Genomic DNA, 21,030 nt, shown 5'->3' on the forward strand with positions numbered 1-21,030 from the left:
TTATGAATGAAAATTGTTGGCATAACAGCTTGTTCTGCGGGAATAGCTCACACTTATATTGCAAAAGAAAAACTGGAACAGGCTGCTAAAGATTGTGGGGACACAATTCATATTGAAACTCAGGGTACTATCGGTACTGAAGATGCACTGAAACCAGAAGATATTAAAGAAGCTGATATTGTTTTATTAGCAGTTGATGTAAAAGTAACTGGAAGAGAAAGATTTAAGGGCAAAAAAATTGTCCAAATTTCCACTGATACTGCAATACAAAGTCCAAACAAATTAATGAAAAAATTGCATTCTGCATTAAATGTTAAATAGAGGTTTAAAAATGGCTGAAAATAAGATTATAGTCAAAATTAAAGAACCGGCTTTGACGGCAATCTCATATTTGATTCCCGTTGTTGTTGCGGGAGGATTGTTATTAGCAGTTGGAAATATCTTTGGCGGTAAAAACATTACCAACTTTACTGGTACTATTGGAATATGGGATGCTTTTAGTACAGCCGGGAGCTTAATTTTAGGACTTCTTCCTGTTGTTGTTTCAACCGGAGTTTCTTTTGCAATTGCTGACAAGCCAGGAATAGCTCCAGGATTTTTAGTTGGTCTTATTTCAAATATGATTAAAGCTGGGTTCCTGGGAGGTTTAATCGGAGGCTATGTTGCCGGTTGGTTTACAATTTTAATTGTAAAAACAATAAAAGTACCTAATTGGGCACAAGGTCTAATGCCGACTTTGATAATACCATTTTTATCATCAATTTTGTCGGCTGCCGTCATGTTTTACATATTAGGCGCGCCAATTGCCGAAGGGCAAAAAATGCTTACCAGATATCTAACTCAATTACCATCGAGTCAAAAATTCCTTTATGGTGCTATTATTGGCATTTTGGCATCAGTCGATTATGGTGGAGCCATTAACAAGACAGTCTTTGCTTTTGTATTAGCAATGCAGGCAGAAGGAGTCAATGAGCCAATCACTGTTCTAATTTTGGCTTCTATGGTAACGCCATTTGGTTTTACTTTTGCATATTTCCTTGAAAAACTATTTCATAAGAAGATTTACACACAAACGGAAGTAGACACACTAAAAACAGCTTTTCCCATGGGTATATGTGAAATCACCGAAGGGAGTTTACCTATTGTTTTAAACGATTTGTGGAGATCAATAGTTTCAACTGCTTGTGGTGGAGCAATAGGTGGCGGACTTTCAATGCTATGGGGTGCAGATTCAAAAATTCCTGCTTCTGGAATATTTGCAGTTCCTACTATGTCGAAACCTGTTCAATTTTTAATTGCTCTTCTCATAGGTAGTTTAGTCACCGGTATAGTTTTCTTCATTTTAAAAAGACCTGTTAGCGCAGAAAATGAAAAGAAAGAAGAAAAAGATGTCGATTTAGGAGATATAAGTATAGGGTAAATGAAAAACGAGAATTCAGAAATATATATTGGCAATAAGGCTCAACTAAACTCTGTCAAATATATTCAATTTCTTGAGGGAAAAGCTACTGGATTAAAGGCTTTTGAAATAGCCACTGCCAGTGGCTTTTCACTTACAGTGGCATTAGACAGAGGCATGGATATAGTAGAATTAAAGTTGAATGGAAAAAACATATCGTTTTTATCGGCAACAGGTCTTGTAAACAGTACTTACTTTAATGAGGATGAAGATAAAGGATTTATGCGCAATTTCAATGTTGGATTTTTAACAACAGGTGGATTGGCATATATGGGAAGCTCTGATAGTAGGCGCGGTTTACACGGTACAGTTAGCAATACGCCTGCATATAATTTTAGTTATGAAATTTTAAAAAACAAAATTCAGGTTGAAGGTAACATTGCTGATTCAGTCATGTTTGGGCCAAACTTAATATTACACCGCAAAATCACCGTAAGTACTAATGAGACAAGTATACGTATAGATGACACTTTAGTAAATGCCGGAGACGGCACTGTACCATATATGCTTTTGTATCATAATAATTTTGGTTATCCATTTTTAACACCCGACACTGAAATATTTTTCCAGCCAGAAGAAAGTTTCAACCGTAAATATCAGAGAATAAAAGGTAGTTATCCGTTTAAATTAAAGAAACCTAATATAGGTGAGCCTGAACAGGTATATTTTCATACTTTAAAAAAATCTGAATATAGTTTAATTAGTCCAAGAACAAACCTTTCATTAAAAGTTAAATTTAGTAGTAAAACACTCCCGATTTTGAATGAATGGCGTTTGGAAAGAAACAAAAACTATGTTTTAGGATTAGAGCCTGGTACAAACGATGTGAATGGTTTTATCCAAGCTAATAAAAATAATAAATTAAAATATATCAAACCAGATGAAAGAATTGAATTTAACCTACAATTTGATTTTAGTGAGGTAAAAAATGAAAAGATCGCAAATAAATAAAATCCTTCAAAAAAATATTGATTTTGCAAAAAAGCACCAAGTTTATTTTCCTCAGTTCGCAAGTTGGAATATTAATGATTGGACTGGACTCAATGAACGTTATCGCGAAATTGTTGATAATATGTTGGGGTGGGATGTAACCGATTTCGGCAGTAAAAATTTTGCAAAATATGGCCTAGTGGCTTTTACGTTTAGGAATGGCAATTATGAGCATACTGACATTTACCCAAAACCTTATTGTGAAAAAATATTATTCTTAGAAGAAGGACAAGAGCTGCCGTACCATTTTCATAAGCTAAAAGAAGAGGATACTGTTAATCGTGGTGGAGGAAATTTATTAATTAGAGTCTGGAATTCGACAAAAACTGGTGAAATTGATCATAAAAGTGAAGTTAAAATAGTTAAAGATGGAGAAAAACTAGTGGTTCCCGCTGGTGCAACCATCAAGTTAGAACCAGGTGAAAGTTTAACTGCAACACCCGGAATTTACCATAAGTGGGATGTTGAAGCAGGAACTGGCAAAGTTATGGCTTGGGAGGTCTCAAAAACCAATAACGATAATTTAGATAACCATTTTTATAAACCAATTCCTCGGATCCCAGAAATAGAAGAGGATGAGCTTCCTTATCGATTGCTATTCGGTGACTATCCAATTTGGTCAAAAAAACTAAATTTTCAGTTTAAACCATACGAGAATAAATGATGGAAAAATATGTATTAGGAATTGATTTAGGCACAAGTGCCGTAAAAGTCAGTTGTCTAGATCAATTAGGAAGAATAGTAGATCAAGAAATAGAAGATTATCCAGTCTATAATCCGGCAGAAGGTTTTAGCGAACAAAATCCAAATGATTGGGTTCATGCAACTTTAGATGCTGTTAAAAAAATTATGAGTAAGCTAAAAGACTTGGCTAAAATAGACGGGATATCATTTTCTGGTCAAATGCACAGCTTAGTAATTTTGGATAAAAATAAACAAGTAATCCGACCAGCAATATTATGGAACGACAGCAGAACAGCAAATGAGGCTGATTACATAAACAAAAATTTTGGAAAAGAAATAGTAGAAATTACCGGTAACAAAGCTACTGCAGGTTTTACGTTACCAAAATTGTTATGGTTGCAAAAAAATGAACCTGATAATTTTGCAAAAATTAGATACTTTATGATGCCTAAAGACTATGTTAGATATAAAATGACCGGAAAAATAAATATGGATTATTCAGATGCTACCGGAACAATAATTTTAGACATTGCACAAAACCGCTGGAGTAATAAAATTTTGAATTTTTTTAATATTCCTAAGTATTGTTGTCCCACTCTCGTAAATTCCACAGACTTTATTGGATTTCCCTTGAAAGAAGTTTGTGAGCAAACTAGTCTGAATACAGACGCAAAGATTTTTGCTGGGGGAGGAGATAACGCCGTTGCAGCAATTGGATCCGGTATTTTAAACTCTCAAAATTTACTATGTAGTATTGGTACATCAGGAGTCGTTTTAGCCGATGAGCAAAATCCTCACACACCATATGAGGGGACATTGCAAATGGAACATCATGCGGTTGCTCATCATTTTTACTCTATGGGAGTAACATTAGCAGCCGGAGAATCCTTAAGCTGGTTTAGGGATACCTTCTTTCCCGAAAAATCTTTTACTGACTTGCTTTTAATGGCTCAGAATTCAGACTTAGGTTCAAATAAACTTTTTTTTACACCCTATATTAATGGTGAAAGGACTCCTTACTCTGATTCTTATATTCGCGGAAGCTTCACAGGAATTAGTAAAATATTGACAAAAAATGATTTTTGCCGAGCAGTGATAGAAGGAATTACATACAGTTTGCGAGATTTAATATCGATTTACGAGCAAAATAATAAGACTATTGAAAAAATCGTTTGTATCGGTGGAGGTGCAAAAAGTAAATTTTGGCTGAAACTGCAAGCTGACGTATTCGGTAAAAAAATTGTTTCATTAAAAAATGAACAGGGACCTGGAATAGGAGCCGCTATGATTGCAGCAATGGGATGCCAATGGTTTAAAAATTGGGAAAGCTGTATTAATTTATTTGTGAGATATAATGATATCATCACACCCAATCAACATAATTCTGTACTTTATAATAAATATTATAATCTTTATCAAAAAATATATTCATCCACGGCACCTTTAGCTAGAGCAGCAGCAGAACTTTAAAATGCCTTTTACTGAATAATTTATAATTTCTTTGCTTTTAATATTAATTAGTGAGAAAATTATAATCCATTCTCATTTTGATATTAGGAGGAGATCTTGTGACTAATCAATTTCATCGAGCTTTTGGTTGTTATGGCATTATTGGCGATTCAAAAATGTTGGTAGTGATTAAAAAACATGGTGGTCCTTATATTAATCGCTACGACTTACCAGGAGGTAGTTTAGAAGACGGGGAATCATTAAACCATACAGTTAAGCGTGAAGTAAATGAAGAAACAGGCTTAATAGTTCAAGATTACAGGCAAATTGGTGTTACTTCGTTTAAATACCCTTGGGATTATGAACAATGGCATTTTAATCAACATATTTGCGTTTTTTATGAAATAAAGAAAACTATTGGTAAAGTTCAAGGAGATGTTAAACAATTTGCCGGTCAAGACTCATTAGGAGCAATCAGGATACCATTAGCAAAGATAAGTATTGCAAATTCTTCGCCTTTAGTAGTTAAAGCCAAGCAATTTTTATTAAACCCAGACAATTTTGATTTAACAGATCAAAGTTTTGATAAGTGGATTGTACTTGATAAACCTGTTTTTTAAAGTAAAAAAAGCGGTTAAGGAAATCTTTTCCTTAACCGCTTTTAACTAGATTATTTTAAACTTTGTAAAAAATCTAAAGCCTTATCGTAATTGGGCTCGTTAGTTAATTCCTGAATAAGTTCTTGGTACAAAACTTTTTTATCTGCATCAACGATCCAAACGCTTCTGGAATCTAAGTTATTAGCTTCAATAAATAAGCCCATGTTTTTACCAAAATCAAAAGAATCATCAGACAAAAGTTTCATCTTTGAAACGCCTTCAGCGGCACACCAGTTTTTCTGTTCTTCTGGAGTATTGGTAGAAATAGTATAAAAATTGATACCGTTAAACTTATCAACTTCACCGTTAAAACGTTTAGTAGAAATACTGCAGACGCTGGTATTAATATTAGGTACTACACTGATTAAAGTAGGCTTGTCAACTAATTCTTCCATTGAAACAATAGAACCGTCTGCCTGCTTTACCTTGAAACTTGGTAATTCTTCTCCCACTTTTGGTGGTTCACCATTTGTTGACAGAGGTTGACTTTTCATTGTTACTTGCATAATCTTAACCCTTTCTCTTGTTAAAAATATAAACGACTACACTATAAATTTTAAACTACTAGAGTTGAATACCCCAAGAAATTAGCTTTTTTAGTTATTATTTGTGTAATCAGTAATGCGCTTAATAGCCTCTTTGAGATTTTCTTCAGATGATGCATATGAAAAGCGAACATATCCATGACCTCCAGCACCAAAATAACTTCCAGGTGTTACCCCAACTTTTGCTTTTTCAGCCAAATCTTTAGCAAATGCGACATCATCGCAGCCGAATTTGCTTGGTATTTTAGCAAAAATATAAAAAGCTCCTTCTGGTGTAGCCATGGTATAGCCATTCTTCTTTAGACCATCCTGAAGAAGATACAAACGCTTTTGGTATTTTTCCCTGGCTTCAATATAGTCTTGATCACCATGTTCTAATGCCTCTGAAGCTGCAATTTGAACATTATCAGTTACAGAAGAAATCATGAATGAATGTATTTTGATCATTGACTTCATTAACTCAGCAGGGCCAGCGATATAACCAATTCTCCAACCAGTCATTGCAACGCTTTTTGACAGCCCCGATAACAAAACAGTTCTTTCAGGAATAATTTGTGTAAGAGAGTAATGCTTTTTTTCACCGTAAATTAATTCCGCATAAATTTCATCACTTACTGCAAATATATCGTATTTAGTGATAACGTCTGCTAACTCTTGTAAGTTTTGCTCTGAGTATACTCGACCTGTTGGGTTAGATGGGTCAGTTATCACAACGGCCTTTGCTCCTTTGCCCTCATTTTCAAGCGTTTCAGTCAGCTTTTTGGCTGTTAAAAGAAAATTATCAGCAGAAGTATCAACTTGAATAGGTATTCCACCGGCCATTTTTATAATACCAAAATAAACTTCCCAAACAGGAGTAGGAACAATGATTTTCTCTCCCGGATTTAGCAAAGCCATGGCGGCAATATTCAGTCCTTCTGAGACACCTACAATAGCACAAATTTCACTTTTAGGATCATAGCTTACACCCAAACTCTTTTTTAAATATTTGCTGACGGAACTTAAGTATTTTTCCTTTCCAGCTTCTGGAGCATAATGAGAGTCATTGCTATTAATATCATTAATTGCCGCTCGTTTTATATGTTCGGGAGTATTTAAATCGGGCTCACCAATAGTTAATTTTATTATTCCAGGAATTTGAGAAATTTTTTGACTAAAAGATCTGATTTCAGAATTAGGCAAGTTTCTAATTCTAGAATTTATTTTTGCAGATAAGTTTTTTGCTAAATGTGGCATAACATAATAAGATCCTTCCTATTTTTCTTGAAACCATATTATAACCCAGCCTGAACGTAAATAAAATTAAGAAAAAGTATTATTTTACTGAGTTTAAAATTAGTACATGCTTGTTTATTTTTGTTATATTGAATATATCAAAGTAAGGAGTGTGTGATATATGGATCAAAATGAGAAAGATAAGAGACTAAAGCAGTTAACTCCAGATCAGTACCAAGTGACTCAACAAGCTGCAACTGATTATCCATTCAAAGGAAAATACGATGATTTTTATCAAAAAGGAATTTATATTGATATTGTATCAGGTGAACCACTCTTTTCAAGTGAAGACAAATATGATGCAGGGTGTGGCTGGCCTAGTTTTACACGACCAATAAAAAAGTTAGTTTATCACCGTGATCAATCTCATAATATGGAACGAACAGAGGTCAAGAGTCCTGAAGGTGACTCTCATTTAGGACACGTTTTTGATGATGGTCCAACTGATAAAGGAGGACTTAGATATTGCATTAATTCGTCAGCTTTAGATTTTATACCTTATGATCAGTTAGAGCAAAAAGGCTATGGAGAATATAAAAAGCTCTTTAAATAATAAAAATTATGTAAAAAAGAACATGCTAAACCTAGTCATGTCCTTTTTTAATATCTATTAAACTATTTCTTGTTCCTTAAAACTGCCATAAACCCGTTCTACTTCTGTAACACTCATAAACGCATAAGGGTCACTTTTTTTAACTATATGTAGAACATCATACATATCATAGCGATCAATCACAGTTATCAAAACTTTTTTCTCATTATGACTGTAAGCTCCTTCAACATCATGAAAAATAGTGATGCCACGGTGCATTTTTTCCTGAATGCCATCAATAATAGCGTGAGGCTGTTCTGTAACGATGGTTACCTGCAGCTTTTGGTGTTGAGTATAAACGGCATCAATTACTCGTCCATTGATAAAAATTGTCAGGGCAGAATATAATGCACGTGTCCATCCGAAAGCAAATCCAGCAGCAGCTATAATTATTAAATTAATTAAGATACTGATTTTACCGTAACTGGTTCCTGTTTTCCTCTGAATGACTATGCCTATAATGTCAAGTCCACCTGTAGATATACCATTCTTGAGTGCAAATCCTGTTCCCAGACCATTGATCATACCACCAAAAATTGCACAGACAAGTGGATCAATGTGCATGTTGATTGGTTGTACCACTCGCATCATAATTGATCCGAGAATGACTGTAATGACTGTAAAAAAAGTAAATTTATGTCCAATCTTTACCCAGGCAAGCAAAAGCAAGGGTAAGTTCAACACAAAATATAAAGCCGAAGTTGATAAAGTAATAGGTAAATACCGTTCGCTCATAGTATTGATTAATTGGGCAAAACCAGTTATTCCTGAAGAATACATGTGTCCTGGCGTCCAGAAGAAATTTAGAGCCACAGCTACGGCTAGCGAATAGAAGAATGAGGCAGAAATTTTAGAGAGTAGATTATACCGCCGATTAAATGCGTCAAGCTGGTCCATTATTCAATTATTCCTTTTCAAAAAATGCTAATTAAAATAATAAATACTAGTTTCTATATAAAGTATAAAAACTAGTATTTTTCTTAAGTATACTAACACATTTACGTGAAATTTAAAGAGGTTTTTAATTTATCTTGGTTTAATTTTGCCAATGTTGTTTGATGAAATCTTCTCTGCCACCAGATTCTTCTAAACTATAACGTAGCGGATTTTTTTTGTAAAAATCTTGATGATAATCTTCAGCAGGATAAAATGGCTTGGCTGGTTCAATTTTAGTAACTATTGGCTCATCAAATCTGCCACTATTTTGCAAATCTGCTCTGGACTTTTCTGCTGCTTTTTTTTGCGCATCTGAATTATAAAAAATTACGGGGCGATAATTATCGCCACGATCTTGAAATTGTCCTGATGCATCTGTTGGATCAGTTACTTGCCAATAATATTCTATTAATTTTTCATAAGGCATAATTTTGGGATCATAAGTGATTTCAACAGCTTCAGTGTGTCCCGTTTCACCCGTGCATACTTGTTCATAGGTTGGGTTTGGCACATGTCCACCGGTATAACCTGAAATTACTTTTTTAATTCCCGGTAAAGAGTCAAACGGTTTAACCATGCACCAAAAGCAACCACCGGCGAAAATAGCTGTATCTAATTTTTCTTTATTTTCATGCATAAATTCTCCACGCTTTCTATTGCTAGATTAGATTACTATTTTACTCCATTTTATTTTGCCCGGTAGTTTACTGCAATTGATGAGCTTAAAATTATTAAACTTAGTAAATAATTAACTTAAATCTGTTTCTGTATCATAAAGCATACTGATCAAGTTCTATTACTTTATCATATTTTTTAGCAAATGCAGGCTGAACATTGTGTTCAATATCAATCACTGTGCCAGGAAAATTGAGAATCAAGTCAAAAACTTGGCTGTAGCTTTCTTTATCTAAACCTGATAATGCTTCATCAACCAGTAATAACTTTTTATTGCGCAGTAGCAGCCTGGCCAATTCTAACTTTCTCTTTTCTCCTCCAGATAAGACGTTGGCACCTTCACCAAGCCTCATATTCAGTGCATTCTCACTAGCAAATTTGGTTAATCCGACTTCATTTAAAACTTGTAAAATTGAAGCAGTCGGATAATTTTGACCAAGACACAAGTTAAAAAGCAGGGTACCGGTAAAAATGGTTGTCTCTTGAGCTAAGACACCGATGTTATCATAAATCGGTTTAGCATATAAAGTGTTGCTGTATTTAATTGAACCGCCCAACAATTTGAGTTCGTTCAGCATTGTTTTTACAATAGTTGTTTTACCAATTCCTGATCTACCAGAAATTAAAATTTTTTCACTATTGCTTGCACTAAAAGATAGATTAGTGATAATGGCTTTATCATAACCAAATGAACCATCATCAATTTCTAGCACAGTATCATCTGTAAATTTTTGAGGCACGATATTATTAATTGGTTTTTCTTTGTTAGAAATAATATTTTTGCATGAATCAATTAATGGTCGGCTAGAAAGTAACTGGTTAGTGAATTGAATAGAACTAATTATGGGACTTGTAACCCTGTCTGCTGCTAAATATAAGGACATTAATGCACCAGCAGTTAATTGACCAATGCTGACAAAGTAAACGCCCAAACCCAAAGAAAGAATGGTAGATAATGAATAGAGCAAGTTAGAAACAAAACGTGAATGTTCCTTGTCCGCATCCATTTGATAATATTTATTTTCCGCATCATTTAAGAGATTGTTCAGCTTATCCTTAAAGATTAACAAGCTTTCAAATCTTTTGATGGTATAAAAGCCGTTAAAGTATTCAGTGGTGTGCAGTGAGTAGCTCTGGTATGACTTGTTCCACCGGTCAGTTGATTTGCTCAGCCATTTTTTAAAAACAAAGGGAACTACTGCTGGTATAAATCCTAATATTAAATAGGTCAGACCTAATATAGGGTTGATCCTAATTACGAAGAATAAAGTTATTACTGCTTGCTCAATGCAATAAATGAGCATAATTACAGAATCAATGATCTGGTTTTCAAATTGTTTAATAGTGACATTGATAAAATTTAAAATTTTACTCGACTGTAGTTGTGGATGATCATTGTAGTTTTCAACTGCCTGACTTCTCAGCCATTTGTTAATAATTTTTCTGATATTCAGGCTTAATAGGCGCCAAATCCAAAAAGAAGTGTTAACTAAAACAAAACACAGTAAAAATACTACTAATAGGATGAACGAAGTAGAAAATTCTTTTTTACTGATATTATCCATTAATTTACCAATTAGGATTGGGCTAATAATGCCATCTAAGGCGGTGATCCCGCCAAAAATAGCGATTAAGATCAGTCTGAGAACAACCACTCTTCTGATTGATTTATTAGCTTGTTTGTTTGTCATTATTTTGCCTCAGTTGGCTTCAATAGTTTAATTTTTTAACATTAAATTAATTATATGGAAGTTAAATAATGAAAACAATGCAAACAAAGAAAAAATTAGTTTTGAACTCCTAAGTGGTTCATGATAATTGCTGCGGTCTCTTCGATCGAGCGGTGAGCAACATTTATTACAAAACAACCAAGCTGATCATAAAGCTTTTGTGCTGAATCCAATTCTTTTTTTATAGCATCGATATTAGAATAGGAGGTATCTGGATTTAAACCATAGGAAATCATTCTTTCTCGTCTGATTTCATTTAACACAGAAAGGTCATTTGTCAAACCAATAATTTTTTTAGGATCAATTTGATATATTTCTTTCGGGATATGGGTATCTGGAACTAATGGCAGATTTGCGACTTTGAGATTTTTATTAGCTAAAAACAATGATAAGGGAGTTTTCGATGTACGCGATACTCCCAAAAGTACGACATCAGCTTCTAAAAACCCCTTAGGGTCTTTGCCATCATCATACATAACCGCAAACTCCATAGCTGAAATGCGATCAAAGTATTTTTGATTCATTTTATGCTGAGCACCTATTTTTTGTTGCGGTTTCAAACCAGTTAATTTTTGAATCGATTCGATAGCAGGAGATAAAATATCAACACTTTGAATATGATGTTCTCTAACAAACCGAATAACTGGTATTTGCATTTCATCTTTTACCAGACTGTAAATAAGCAATAAATTTGGATATTGAACTATTTCTTCAAAGGTCTCTTCTAATTTCTCCTTATTAATTATAAACGGATATCTTCTATAATTAATTTGCGCATCAGGAAACTGGGCAGCTGCGGCAACAGCATTATTAAAAGCAGTATCCCCAGCAGAATCTGAAATTATTATTATGTTAACTTCTTTTTTTGTTGTTTCTTCAGCCATTATTTACTCCTTTTTTCTTCAATTATACAATTTAACAAAAATCATTAACAGGTTAAGTTTTTTCTATGAAAAATTTTAAAAATATTGTACGTTTGTATTGACCCACCGGTGATGTTTGATATAATTTAGTTAAATGTATGACGGTAACGTCAAGAAATGGAAGGAGGGATCACATATGGCAAAGACAGTCGTTCACGAAAACGAGTCTATTGATGATGCTCTTCGTCGTTTTAAACGTTCCGTTTCTAGAAGCGGTACACTACAAGAATACCGCAAGCGCGAGTTTTATGAGAAACCTAGCGTTCGTAGGAAGCTTAAATCTGAAGCTGCTCGGAAGCGCAGACATTATTAATTTATAAACGACTTTTATCAAACAGGTAGAAGTCGTTTTTTTTATTAACAATAATTAAAGTTTAATGTTTTATTTAATTTAAACTAGGGTGTAAATTTGTTATAATTTACCTAGATTTTGTGAAGAAAGAGGGAATTCATTTGAGTTTATCTGAGCAAATAATGTCAGACATGAAAGAAGCGATGAAAGCTCGCGACAAGGTTAGACTGAACACTGTTCGTATGATCAAGTCTGCTTTAATGAATGAAAAAATTAAAGCAGGTCATGATTTGACCGCTGAAGAAGAATTGACGGTCCTTAGCCGAGAAAAAAAGCAACGTGAAGAATCAATTGATGAATTTACCAAGGCTGATCGTAAAGACTTGGCGGATGAAACCAAACAGGAATTGGCAATTGTTGAAAGCTATCTGCCTAAACAAATGACGGAAGAAGAGCTCAATCAAGCCGTTTCATCGGCAATTGCAGAAGTTAATGCTCAAGGTAAATCGGATTTTGGTAAAGTAATGAAAGTTTTAATGCCTAAAATTAAAGGTAAAGCTGATGGTAAAGCAGCTTCTAATGCGGTGCGCAAACAGTTGAAATAGGCACAAGAAAAGGAGCAGAGTTATTTGGCCCAAACCAATTTTATTCCTAAAAATCCTGAGAACATCCAAAAATTAGTTGGTATTAATGATAAGAATTTAAGTCTTTTATCAACTGGATATAATGCCAGTGTAATTGATACTGGCAACAGTATAGCTATTCAAGGTGATGATAATGACATCAAAAAAGTTTTAGCTGTTCTGAAAGCTTTAGATAGCGTTGTTAGTGCCAATATTAATATTGGTCCTGCTGACGTTGTCAGCGCAATGAAAATGGCTGATAAGGGAACAACTGAATATTTTCCTGACCTATATAAAAAGATTTTAATTCGGGATGCTAAAGGCAAGCCGATTAGAGTCAAAAATATGGGACAGAAAAAATATGTCGAAGCCATTGAAAAAAATGATGTAGTATTTGGAATCGGTCCTGCTGGTACCGGTAAGACGTTTATCGCCGTGGTTTGTGCTGTTGCAGCTTTTAAAAAGGGTGAAGTTTCAAGGATTATTTTGACCAGACCTGCAGTTGAAGCTGGAGAGTCACTGGGATTTTTACCTGGTGATCTTAAAGAAAAAGTTGATCCATACCTGAGACCCATTTATGATTCGCTTTATGCTATTTTAGGGACAAATACTACTGATCATTTAATGGAACGAGGAGTTATTGAAGTGGCTCCATTAGCATATATGCGTGGACGTACGTTAGATGATGCATTTGTTATTCTTGATGAAGCTCAAAATACTACTGATGCGCAAATGAAAATGTTTTTAACCAGGTTAGGCTTTAATTCGAAAATGATCGTTAATGGTGATATGACGCAGGTTGATCTTCCCGGTAAACAACACAGTGGTTTAATAGATGCTGAACGTATTTTGAAGAAAATTGAACAAATTAAATTTATCTGGTTTTCAGCTAATGATGTTGTTCGTCATCCGGTTGTTGCTAAAATTATTAATGCCTACGAAAAGGAAGAAAAATAGATTTAATGGATTCAATAGATATTACTTTTAATGATGAAGTTGGTTTCCTTGAAAATGAAAAACGTGATTGGCAAAAGTGGATTACCAATCTCCTTTTGCTTGCTAAAAAGGAAATAAATAAAAAGAACAATTTAGAAATGAGTATTAATTTCATTGATGAAAAACGCAGTAATGAAATTAATAAAAAATATCGCGGTAAAAACAGACCAACTGATGTGATTTCTTTTGCTATTGAAGATGGGGAAGATCAAATCGACTTTAGTGTGTTTGATGATCCTGAATTCATTGAAGATATTGGTGATTTATTTATGTGTCCAAGCGTTATTATGCGACACAGTAAGGAATATGGTACAGGTTGGGATCGTGAATTCGGTTATACTTTAGTTCACGGCTTTTTGCATCTTAACGGATATGATCATATTGAACCAAACGAGGCAAAAACCATGTTTAAAATACAAGGAAAAGTGTTGGGAGATTATGGTTTGCCATTGTATCCAGATCAGTTGGATGAAGGCAGAGGTAAATAATGGTTGAAAACAAGAAAATAAAATCTGGATTTGTTGCTTTGTTAGGAAGACCTAACGTTGGTAAATCTACTTTAATGAATTATCTAGTAGGGCAAAAAGTAGCAATTACTTCCAGTAAGCCACAAACTACGCGTAATAAAATTTCTGGAATTTATACAACTGATGAAATGCAGGCAATTTTTATTGATACACCTGGGATATTTAAGCCACACCTTGATTTAGATAATTACATGGATAAAGCCAGCTTATCTAGCTTGAACGATGTTGACCTCATTTTGTTTATGGTAGAACCGGAAAAAATGGGCAAAGGTGATGCTTATATTGCGGAAATATTGCAAAAGTCAAAAGTTCCCATTGTGCTCCTTATTAATAAAGTAGATCGAGTTAATCCAAATGAACTTTTACCAATAATTGATCAATATCGTAAGCTAAATATTTTTAAGGAGTTTTTGCCTGTATCTGCAACTCAGGGAGTTGGAATTAGTGATCTAATTCAGGTTTTATATCAATATTTACCTGAAGGACCTAAGTATTATGGCACAGATCAAATAACAGATCGTCCTGAATATTTTATGGTTGCAGAACTGATTCGTGAACAAATTTTAAAGTTTACAGCTGAAGAAGTTCCTCATGCTGCTGCAGTTTGGGTGGAACAAATGAACAAGCATGAGAACAATAAGCTACAAATAGAGGCCACTATTTATGTAGAAAAAAGTGGCCAAAAAGGAATAATCATTGGTAAGGGCGGCAAGATGCTTAAGCAAATTGGTATCAATTCCAGACGACAAATTGAAGATTTATTAGGTGAAAAAGTTAACTTGAATCTTTGGGTAAAAGTCCAGCATAATTGGCGTTCTGATCCTAAATTTTTAAGGCAAATAGGTTATAACCTTAAGGATCTTGCCTGAGATGGCTCGTCAATTAAGAGAAGTGCAAGGGATAATTTTTAAAAGACAAAAGTATCATGAAGCTGATTTATTGGCTAAAATAATGACCGAAAAAAATGGCATAATTACACTTCTTGCCCGCGGTGCTCTAAAATCAAAATCTAAATTAGGTGCTTCATTACTGAATTTTTCGTATGGAACCTATGTCATTTATTCATCTGGACACGGTTTAAGTACTTTAAGGACTTACAAGAATGTAAAACAATTTGATGGATTATATGATGATTTAATAAAAAATGCGTATGCTTCTTTTATTCTTGACTTAATCGATCACGCATTTATTGAATATCAGGATTTAGGCAGGTATTACGATCTTGCAAAATTTGCTTTGCAAAAAATTAATTTTGGAACCGATCCCGAAATGATAACTCAAATAGTACAAATGCAATTACTAGCGGCTTATGGGGTTGAACCAGAGCTGAGAAGCTGTGTGATCTGTGGTGAAAAGCAGGGAGTGTTTGACTACTCAATCAAAAATGGCGGCATCCTGTGCAGTAAGCATTTTTATGCTGATCCAGGTCGTCTACATTTAAAACCGAAGGAAACAGCTGTTTTGAGAACTATCTTTTTACTTCCATTTAACAAGTTAGGTGATATTAAAATTAAATCTCCTACTAAAAAAGCTACACGCAGAGCAATTGACCGTATTTATCAGGAAACAATTGATCTCAACCTCAAAACTAAAAAGTTTTTGGACGAATTGAAATTAACTGACTAGCCCTTCAGATCACATGCATTTTATGATAAAATAATAATATGTTTCGGCTATAATGAGGATAAAAAAAGTACCAGTTAAGCGAGTGCTGGGAGTGTGAGAGCATCTGGGAAAAGGCACCTCTAGCTAAATTAATTAAGAGCAGGAATTTATTTCCTGAATTAGGGTGGAACCGCGACTAAATCTCGTCCCTATGCATGTTTTGCATAGGCTTTTTTTATGGTCTTATGCAGGAAGGAAATAAAAATGGCACAGAAAAAATTAAATATTCAAGATATGATTTTTAAACTAGAGAAGTTTTGGTCTTCGAAAGGATGCATGGTAATGCCTTCTTATGATGTTGAAAAGGGAGCAGGAACTATGAGTCCATACACCTTTTTGCGAGCTGTTGGTCCGGAACCATGGGCAGCTTGCTATGTAGAACCCTCAAGGCGTCCGGCTGATGGTAGGTATGGAGATAACCCTAATCGCTTGTTTCAGCACCATCAATTTCAAGTAGTAATTAAACCTGCTCCAGAAAAGATCCAGCAATATTATCTGGATAGTTTGAAAGAATTAGGAATAAATCCATTGGAACACGATATTCGCTTTGTCGAAGACAACTGGGAAAATCCTTCAATGGGCTGCGCTGGAGTTGGCTGGGAAGTATGGCTTGACGGTATGGAAGTAAGTCAGTTTACTTACTTTCAAACTGTTGGTGAACTTGATGTTAAGCCAACAATGAGTGAAATTACCTATGGGGTTGAACGACTGGCTTCCTATATCCAAGATGTTAATTCTGTTTTCGATCTTGAATGGGGTGATGGCGTTTTATACAGTGACATTTTTAAAGAAGCTGAATATGAAAACTCTAAATATGCCTTTGATGAATCTAATCAAGAAGATCTATTAAAATTTTTTGACGTATACGAAAGAACAGCTCAAGAATTAATTGGGTTGAATTTAGTACAACCGGCTTATGACTATATTTTGAAATGTTCCCATACATTTAATTTGCTTGATGCTCGAGGAGCTGTGTCGGTTACTGAACGAGCAGGATATTTAGCTAGAATTAGGAAATTAGCACATGAGGTAGCTGTATGTTTTGTAGAAGAGCGTGAAAAAAGGGGTTTTCCTTTATTGAAAAGTGCAGAAGATAAGAAGGCGGGACTTGAAAATGGCTAAAGATTATTTATTTGAAATTGGCATTGAAGAAATGCCAGCTCATGTGGTGGGAAAGAGCGTTAAGCAATTAGCTGAAAGAACCGAAAAATTTCTGAAAGAAAATAAACTTAAATTTAAGTGTATTAAAACCTTCTCTACGCCTCGGAGATTAACAGTTCTAGTAGAAGAGCTTTCTGAAAAGCAAGCTGATATTGATGAAATTAAAAAAGGACCTGCCAAAAAAATTGCTTTGGATCAGGATAAAAATTGGACTAAAGCTGCTCAAGGATTTGCCCGTGGTCAAGGAATGACTACTGATGATATTTACTTTGAAGAATTAAAAGGTACCGAATATGCTTATGTGCATGTCCGAAAAGAAGGTAAAAAAACAACTGATATTCTTTTAGGAATGAGCGACATCGTTAAAGCTATGACTTTTCCAACCAAGATGCGGTGGGACTCTCATGATTTTGAATTTGTTCGTCCTATTCATTGGCTGGTATCACTTTATGGTAACGAAGTAGTGCCTGTCAAAATCCTCGATATTACGGCGGGAAGAAAGACAGAAGGTCATCGTTTCCTGGGCGATAGTGTGGTTTTGGCTAATAGCAGCGACTACGAAGACGCCTTAAAAGATCAATTTGTAATTGCTGATGCAACAAAACGTCGCAAAATGATAGTTGACCAAATGAATAAGTTAGTAAAAAAGAATAATTGGCAAATTAAGCCTGATAAAAGTTTACTTGAAGAAGTAACAAATCTAGTTGAATATCCTACAGTTTTCACTGGTTCTTTTGACAAAAAGTATTTGGAAATGCCTAAAGAAGTATTAATAACTTCCATGAAAGATAATCAACGTTATTTTGAAGTTTATGATCAAAATGGCAACTTGATTAATCATTTCGTAGCTGTACGTAATGGTAATAAAGATTACTTGGAAAATGTTGTTTCAGGAAATGAAAAAGTTCTAGTAGCACGTCTGGATGATGCACAATTCTTTTACGATGAGGACCGTAAATATCCTCTGAGCCATTTTGTTCAAAAACTTGATAACGTTTCGTTTCACGATAAAATTGGATCAATGTCTGAAAAAATGAAGCGTGTCCGTATTATAGGTGATTTTTTAGCTAACAAATGGCAACTTGATGAACAGGTTGTTAAAGACTTTGACCGTGCCAGCGAATTGTACAAGTTTGATTTAGTTACTCAAATGGTGGGAGAATTTGCTGAACTTCAAGGAGTAATGGGCAGACACTACGCAAAATTAGCAGGTGAAAAGGATGATGTTGCTGATGCTATTGAAGAGCATTATATGCCGACCACTTCTGAAGGTGAATTGCCTAAAACAACAGTGGGTTCATTATTATCTGTTGCTGATAAAATAGATACAATTATTACTTTCTTTGCTGTTGGCATGATTCCTAGTTCATCAAATGATCCATATGCTCTACGTCGTTATGCTTATGGCATTGTACGAATATTGTTAAACCAAAAATGGTCATTACCATTTAATGAAATGCTACCGGAAATTGTTTCAGCTCTTGAAAATAAGACACCGGCTAAACTGCCTAAAAAAGCTGAACAGGAAGAGGAAATTTCATCCTTTATTCGGGATCGTATTAAACAGTATTTACAGAAAAATAACTATAAATATGACATCATTGATGCAGTTCTAGCTTCAAGTCAACAAGATCCCATCCAAATTTTGGCTGCAGCAAAAGTTTTGCAATTACACCATGATGATGATAAATTCAAGCCAGTTGTTGAAAGCTTAATCAGAATAAACAATATTTTGCAAAAAGCTAAGTACAAGGGGCAGAATGTTGTAAAACGAGAAATGTTTGAAAATAATACTGAAACTGAACTTGCTGATGGTGTAAAGAAATTAAGTAAAGTTGATAATCTCGCAGAACTATATGATAGTTTTGTGAAGCTACAACCTGTCATTGACGTTTACTTTGAAACAAATATGATAATGGATAAGAATGAGACTATTAAAAATAACCGCTTGGCGCAGCTTAACGAAGTAGCTCAACTTGCAAAACGACTTGGCGATCTAAGCAAATTAGTTATTAAATAAGAGTAGGTGGAAAGATGGCTGGTCTTATACCTGAAGAAACAATTGCTAAAGTTCGTAATAATGTGAATATTGTCAATGTCATAAGTCAGTACGTTTCACTTGAAAAGAAAGGCAAAGACTATGTCGGTCTCTGTCCTTTTCATGAAGAAAAAACTCCTTCATTTACTGTTAGCGAAGGAAAACAGTTTTTCAAGTGCTTTGGTTGCGGAAAAGGTGGCAATGTTTTTTCGTTCCTCATGTATAAGGAAAATTTAACCTTTCCGGAAAGTGTTCAAAAAGTAGCAGATTTTGCTCATATTGACATTGGAGAATATTCCAGTCAAAAGCCTAAATTTTCGAATGTTCTCATCAAGATAAATGAAGAAGCAGCTGACTTTTATCATCGAGTATTAGTTTCTACTAATGCGGGAAAGCCCGGGTATAACTATGCAAAAAAGCGTGGTCTTGACCATGACATTATTAGTCACTTTCGAATTGGTTATGCTCCCAAACAAAACAATTTACTCTTGACTTATCTGAGAGAAAAAGATTTTAAAGATGAGGATTTGGTAAAAAGTGGTTTGTTTGTTCAATCTCAAAATGGAGAATTATTTGATCGCTTTAGGGAACGACTAATGTTTCCGCTTAGTAATGAAGGGGACTATGTGGTCGGGTTTTCTGGAAGAAGACTTTCTAATGATAAAACTGAAGCCAAATATATTAATAGTCCTGAGACCGAAGTATTTACTAAATCAAAGACTCTGTTCCATTTTGCTGAAGCAAAAAAGGCAGTCCGAAGTGAAAATCATTTGATTTTGTATGAAGGATACATGGATGTAATTGCAGCATATAAAGCCGGAATAAAGTCTGGCATTGCTTCAATGGGAACCAGTTTGACAGATCAACAAGTATATATGTTACGCAGGATTACTAAAAATATCATTATCAATTATGACGGCGATGATCCGGGAGTACATGCCGAAGAACGGGCAACAAGAATGTTCAACCAAATTGGAGGCTTTAACTTAGGAATTGTTGTTTTGCCAGAAAAACTTGACCCTGATGAATTTGTAAAAAAATATGGTATTGAAAAATACAAGGACGAAGTAAAAGGTGCATTGACGCCAACAGATTTTTTCTTGAAAAGGTTAAAACAGAAATATAATCTCGCAAATGACAGGGAAAAATTAGCGTACTTAGATGATGCCATGAAAGAAATAGCTCAGTTGTCTAATCCAGTTGAACAAGATTTATATTTAAACAAAATTGCCAAGGAACAAGGAGTGGAACAAGATTCACTTAAAGTGAATTTGACAAAATACCGCAGGCAACAAAATAAAGCAAAAAGGCATCAAGGTTATGCTGCTCCAGAACAAAGTGAATCCTATAATTATTCAAATCCACTAGTTGATAACGTTCAAAAGCAGGAAGCTAGCGATCCTATTCAAACTCGCTTATTATATTTATTTATTCATTCAAAACATGCTCGTGAATATCTATTATCCCATCAATTCCTGTTTCCAGACTCAGAATTTCAAAAATTAGCGGAATTATGGTTAAATTTTAGTGAAAATGAAGAAAATCCAACAGTTAATAGTTTCTTAGATTTTATTCCGAGGGAACTTCAAGGTATAATAGTTAATGCTGAAATGACAAACATGCCCCAGAATTTTTCAGACCGCGAAATTGATGAGCAAATAAACGCATTAAATATGCGCAAAATTAATATTGAACTGCACCATTTAATGAATGATTTACAAGATGCAAAACGAAAAACTGACACAGAGGAAATATTAGATATTACTCGTAAAATTTTACAGTTAAAAAGAATTCAGGGTTAAAGGGGGGCT

Annotated in this window: 22 protein-coding genes; 16 read left to right on the plus strand and 6 right to left on the minus strand. The window is 34.5% G+C overall.

The window, feature by feature from the left end; all coding sequences use genetic code 11:
- Positions 1–6 precede the first annotated feature (6 nt).
- The 6 genes from LACWKB10_RS05335 to LACWKB10_RS05360 all read left to right on the plus strand — a co-directional run bounded on the left by LACWKB10_RS05335 (position 7) and on the right by LACWKB10_RS05360 (position 5,202).
- Positions 7–321, plus strand: coding sequence for a PTS fructose transporter subunit IIB (locus LACWKB10_RS05335; RefSeq protein ID WP_034979731.1), 315 nt, complete (start codon positions 7–9; stop codon positions 319–321).
- A 10-nt stretch (positions 322–331) separates the two neighbouring features.
- The gene (locus tag LACWKB10_RS05340; protein WP_034979734.1) at positions 332–1,420 is read left to right on the plus strand and encodes a PTS fructose transporter subunit IIC; all 1,089 of its coding nucleotides are present in this window, start codon (positions 332–334) and stop codon (positions 1,418–1,420) included.
- Positions 1,421–2,410, plus strand: a complete 990-nt coding sequence (locus LACWKB10_RS05345; protein ID WP_034979737.1) for an aldose 1-epimerase family protein — start codon at positions 1,421–1,423, stop codon at positions 2,408–2,410.
- On the plus strand, positions 2,388–3,113 hold the full coding sequence (locus LACWKB10_RS05350) for a D-lyxose/D-mannose family sugar isomerase (RefSeq protein ID WP_034979740.1): 726 nt from the start codon (positions 2,388–2,390) through the stop codon (positions 3,111–3,113). Before LACWKB10_RS05345 ends, LACWKB10_RS05350 begins: the two co-directional genes overlap by 23 nt.
- Positions 3,113–4,603: a xylulokinase gene (gene xylB, locus LACWKB10_RS05355; RefSeq protein ID WP_034979743.1), complete on the plus strand. Its 1,491-nt coding sequence runs from the start codon at positions 3,113–3,115 to the stop codon at positions 4,601–4,603. Before LACWKB10_RS05350 ends, xylB begins: the two co-directional genes overlap by 1 nt.
- 98 nt (positions 4,604–4,701) lie before the next feature.
- Positions 4,702–5,202, plus strand: a complete 501-nt coding sequence (locus LACWKB10_RS05360) for an NUDIX hydrolase (RefSeq protein WP_034979748.1) — start codon at positions 4,702–4,704, stop codon at positions 5,200–5,202.
- 50 nt (positions 5,203–5,252) lie between these two features.
- On the opposite strand, the gene tpx is transcribed toward LACWKB10_RS05360, so the two are convergent.
- Together tpx and LACWKB10_RS05370 are read right to left on the minus strand one after the other, a co-directional pair.
- Entirely contained in the window at positions 5,253–5,747 is a 495-nt protein-coding gene (gene tpx / locus LACWKB10_RS05365; RefSeq protein WP_034979750.1) for a thiol peroxidase, read from the minus strand.
- A 90-nt stretch (positions 5,748–5,837) separates the two neighbouring features.
- Positions 5,838–7,022 (minus strand): pyridoxal phosphate-dependent aminotransferase, encoded by a 1,185-nt coding sequence (locus tag LACWKB10_RS05370; RefSeq protein WP_034979753.1) that lies wholly within the window; start codon positions 7,020–7,022, stop codon positions 5,838–5,840.
- A gap of 160 nt (positions 7,023–7,182) precedes the next feature.
- On the opposite strand from LACWKB10_RS05370, the gene msrB reads away from it, so the two are divergent.
- Positions 7,183–7,614 (plus strand): peptide-methionine (R)-S-oxide reductase MsrB, encoded by a 432-nt coding sequence (gene msrB, locus LACWKB10_RS05375; RefSeq protein WP_034979756.1) that lies wholly within the window; start codon positions 7,183–7,185, stop codon positions 7,612–7,614.
- A gap of 57 nt (positions 7,615–7,671) precedes the next feature.
- Here the strand turns inward: msrB and LACWKB10_RS05380 are convergent, their stop codons facing one another.
- From LACWKB10_RS05380 to LACWKB10_RS05395, 4 genes are all read right to left on the minus strand, one after another.
- Positions 7,672–8,550: a YitT family protein gene (locus LACWKB10_RS05380; protein WP_034979758.1), complete on the minus strand. Its 879-nt coding sequence runs from the start codon at positions 8,548–8,550 to the stop codon at positions 7,672–7,674.
- 139 nt (positions 8,551–8,689) lie between these two features.
- Entirely contained in the window at positions 8,690–9,226 is a 537-nt protein-coding gene (gene msrA / locus LACWKB10_RS05385; protein ID WP_034979761.1) for a peptide-methionine (S)-S-oxide reductase MsrA, read from the minus strand.
- A 133-nt stretch (positions 9,227–9,359) separates the two neighbouring features.
- Positions 9,360–10,955, minus strand: coding sequence for an ABC transporter ATP-binding protein (locus LACWKB10_RS05390; protein WP_052060294.1), 1,596 nt, complete (start codon positions 10,953–10,955; stop codon positions 9,360–9,362).
- Between the two features lie 95 nt (positions 10,956–11,050).
- Positions 11,051–11,878 (minus strand): pyruvate, water dikinase regulatory protein, encoded by an 828-nt coding sequence (locus tag LACWKB10_RS05395; RefSeq protein ID WP_034979765.1) that lies wholly within the window; start codon positions 11,876–11,878, stop codon positions 11,051–11,053.
- Between the two features lie 175 nt (positions 11,879–12,053).
- Between LACWKB10_RS05395 and rpsU the strand changes: the two genes are divergently transcribed.
- From rpsU to dnaG, 9 genes are all read left to right on the plus strand, one after another.
- Positions 12,054–12,230: a 30S ribosomal protein S21 gene (gene rpsU, locus LACWKB10_RS05400; protein WP_009560161.1), complete on the plus strand. Its 177-nt coding sequence runs from the start codon at positions 12,054–12,056 to the stop codon at positions 12,228–12,230.
- Positions 12,231–12,370: 140 nt separating this feature from the next.
- Positions 12,371–12,814 carry a GatB/YqeY domain-containing protein gene (locus tag LACWKB10_RS05405; protein WP_034979771.1) on the plus strand — a complete coding sequence of 148 codons (444 nt, stop codon included), beginning with the start codon at positions 12,371–12,373 and terminating at the stop codon, positions 12,812–12,814.
- A gap of 24 nt (positions 12,815–12,838) precedes the next feature.
- A complete protein-coding gene (locus tag LACWKB10_RS05410) occupies positions 12,839–13,789 on the plus strand; it encodes a PhoH family protein (RefSeq protein WP_034979774.1) in 951 nt (316 codons plus the stop codon).
- 5 nt (positions 13,790–13,794) lie between these two features.
- Positions 13,795–14,316 (plus strand): rRNA maturation RNase YbeY, encoded by a 522-nt coding sequence (gene ybeY, locus LACWKB10_RS05415; RefSeq protein ID WP_034979777.1) that lies wholly within the window; start codon positions 13,795–13,797, stop codon positions 14,314–14,316.
- Positions 14,316–15,224, plus strand: a complete 909-nt coding sequence (gene era, locus LACWKB10_RS05420; RefSeq protein ID WP_034979780.1) for a GTPase Era — start codon at positions 14,316–14,318, stop codon at positions 15,222–15,224. Before ybeY ends, era begins: the two co-directional genes overlap by 1 nt.
- A 1-nt stretch (position 15,225) precedes the next feature.
- On the plus strand, positions 15,226–15,981 hold the full coding sequence (gene recO, locus LACWKB10_RS05425; protein WP_034979783.1) for a DNA repair protein RecO: 756 nt from the start codon (positions 15,226–15,228) through the stop codon (positions 15,979–15,981).
- Positions 15,982–16,224: 243 nt separating this feature from the next.
- Entirely contained in the window at positions 16,225–17,142 is a 918-nt protein-coding gene (gene glyQ, locus LACWKB10_RS05430; RefSeq protein ID WP_034979786.1) for a glycine--tRNA ligase subunit alpha, read from the plus strand.
- Positions 17,135–19,201, plus strand: a complete 2,067-nt coding sequence (gene glyS, locus LACWKB10_RS05435; RefSeq protein WP_034979859.1) for a glycine--tRNA ligase subunit beta — start codon at positions 17,135–17,137, stop codon at positions 19,199–19,201. The genes glyQ and glyS overlap by 8 nt, the downstream gene beginning before the upstream one ends.
- Before the next feature lie 14 nt (positions 19,202–19,215).
- Entirely contained in the window at positions 19,216–21,021 is a 1,806-nt protein-coding gene (dnaG, locus tag LACWKB10_RS05440; RefSeq protein WP_034979789.1) for a DNA primase, read from the plus strand.
- Positions 21,022–21,030: the final 9 nt, after the last annotated feature.

This window comes from Lactobacillus sp. wkB10, from assembly GCF_000760615.1.
GTDB lineage: Bacteria > Bacillota > Bacilli > Lactobacillales > Lactobacillaceae > Lactobacillus > Lactobacillus huangpiensis.

Excerpts from the sequence above, each read along its gene's own strand:
- glyQ (WP_034979786.1), top strand. The coding sequence starts at position 16,225 with ATGGCACAGAAAAAATTAAATATTCAAGATATGATTTTTAAACTAGAG.
- msrB (WP_034979756.1), top strand. The coding sequence starts at position 7,183 with ATGGATCAAAATGAGAAAGATAAGAGACTAAAGCAGTTAACTCCAGAT.
- LACWKB10_RS05340 (WP_034979734.1), top strand. The coding sequence starts at position 332 with ATGGCTGAAAATAAGATTATAGTCAAAATTAAAGAACCGGCTTTGACG.
- ybeY (WP_034979777.1), top strand. The coding sequence starts at position 13,795 with ATGGATTCAATAGATATTACTTTTAATGATGAAGTTGGTTTCCTTGAA.
- tpx (WP_034979750.1), bottom strand. The coding sequence starts at position 5,747 with ATGCAAGTAACAATGAAAAGTCAACCTCTGTCAACAAATGGTGAACCA.
- LACWKB10_RS05345 (WP_034979737.1), top strand. The coding sequence starts at position 1,421 with ATGAAAAACGAGAATTCAGAAATATATATTGGCAATAAGGCTCAACTA.
- dnaG (WP_034979789.1), top strand. The coding sequence starts at position 19,216 with ATGGCTGGTCTTATACCTGAAGAAACAATTGCTAAAGTTCGTAATAAT.
- LACWKB10_RS05370 (WP_034979753.1), bottom strand. The coding sequence starts at position 7,022 with ATGCCACATTTAGCAAAAAACTTATCTGCAAAAATAAATTCTAGAATT.
- glyS (WP_034979859.1), top strand. The coding sequence starts at position 17,135 with ATGGCTAAAGATTATTTATTTGAAATTGGCATTGAAGAAATGCCAGCT.
- era (WP_034979780.1), top strand. The coding sequence starts at position 14,316 with ATGGTTGAAAACAAGAAAATAAAATCTGGATTTGTTGCTTTGTTAGGA.
- msrA (WP_034979761.1), bottom strand. The coding sequence starts at position 9,226 with ATGCATGAAAATAAAGAAAAATTAGATACAGCTATTTTCGCCGGTGGT.
- xylB (WP_034979743.1), top strand. The coding sequence starts at position 3,113 with ATGGAAAAATATGTATTAGGAATTGATTTAGGCACAAGTGCCGTAAAA.
- rpsU (WP_009560161.1), top strand. The coding sequence starts at position 12,054 with ATGGCAAAGACAGTCGTTCACGAAAACGAGTCTATTGATGATGCTCTT.
- LACWKB10_RS05350 (WP_034979740.1), top strand. The coding sequence starts at position 2,388 with ATGAAAAGATCGCAAATAAATAAAATCCTTCAAAAAAATATTGATTTT.
- recO (WP_034979783.1), top strand. The coding sequence starts at position 15,226 with ATGGCTCGTCAATTAAGAGAAGTGCAAGGGATAATTTTTAAAAGACAA.
- LACWKB10_RS05395 (WP_034979765.1), bottom strand. The coding sequence starts at position 11,878 with ATGGCTGAAGAAACAACAAAAAAAGAAGTTAACATAATAATAATTTCA.
- LACWKB10_RS05390 (WP_052060294.1), bottom strand. The coding sequence starts at position 10,955 with ATGACAAACAAACAAGCTAATAAATCAATCAGAAGAGTGGTTGTTCTC.
- LACWKB10_RS05335 (WP_034979731.1), top strand. The coding sequence starts at position 7 with ATGAAAATTGTTGGCATAACAGCTTGTTCTGCGGGAATAGCTCACACT.
- LACWKB10_RS05380 (WP_034979758.1), bottom strand. The coding sequence starts at position 8,550 with ATGGACCAGCTTGACGCATTTAATCGGCGGTATAATCTACTCTCTAAA.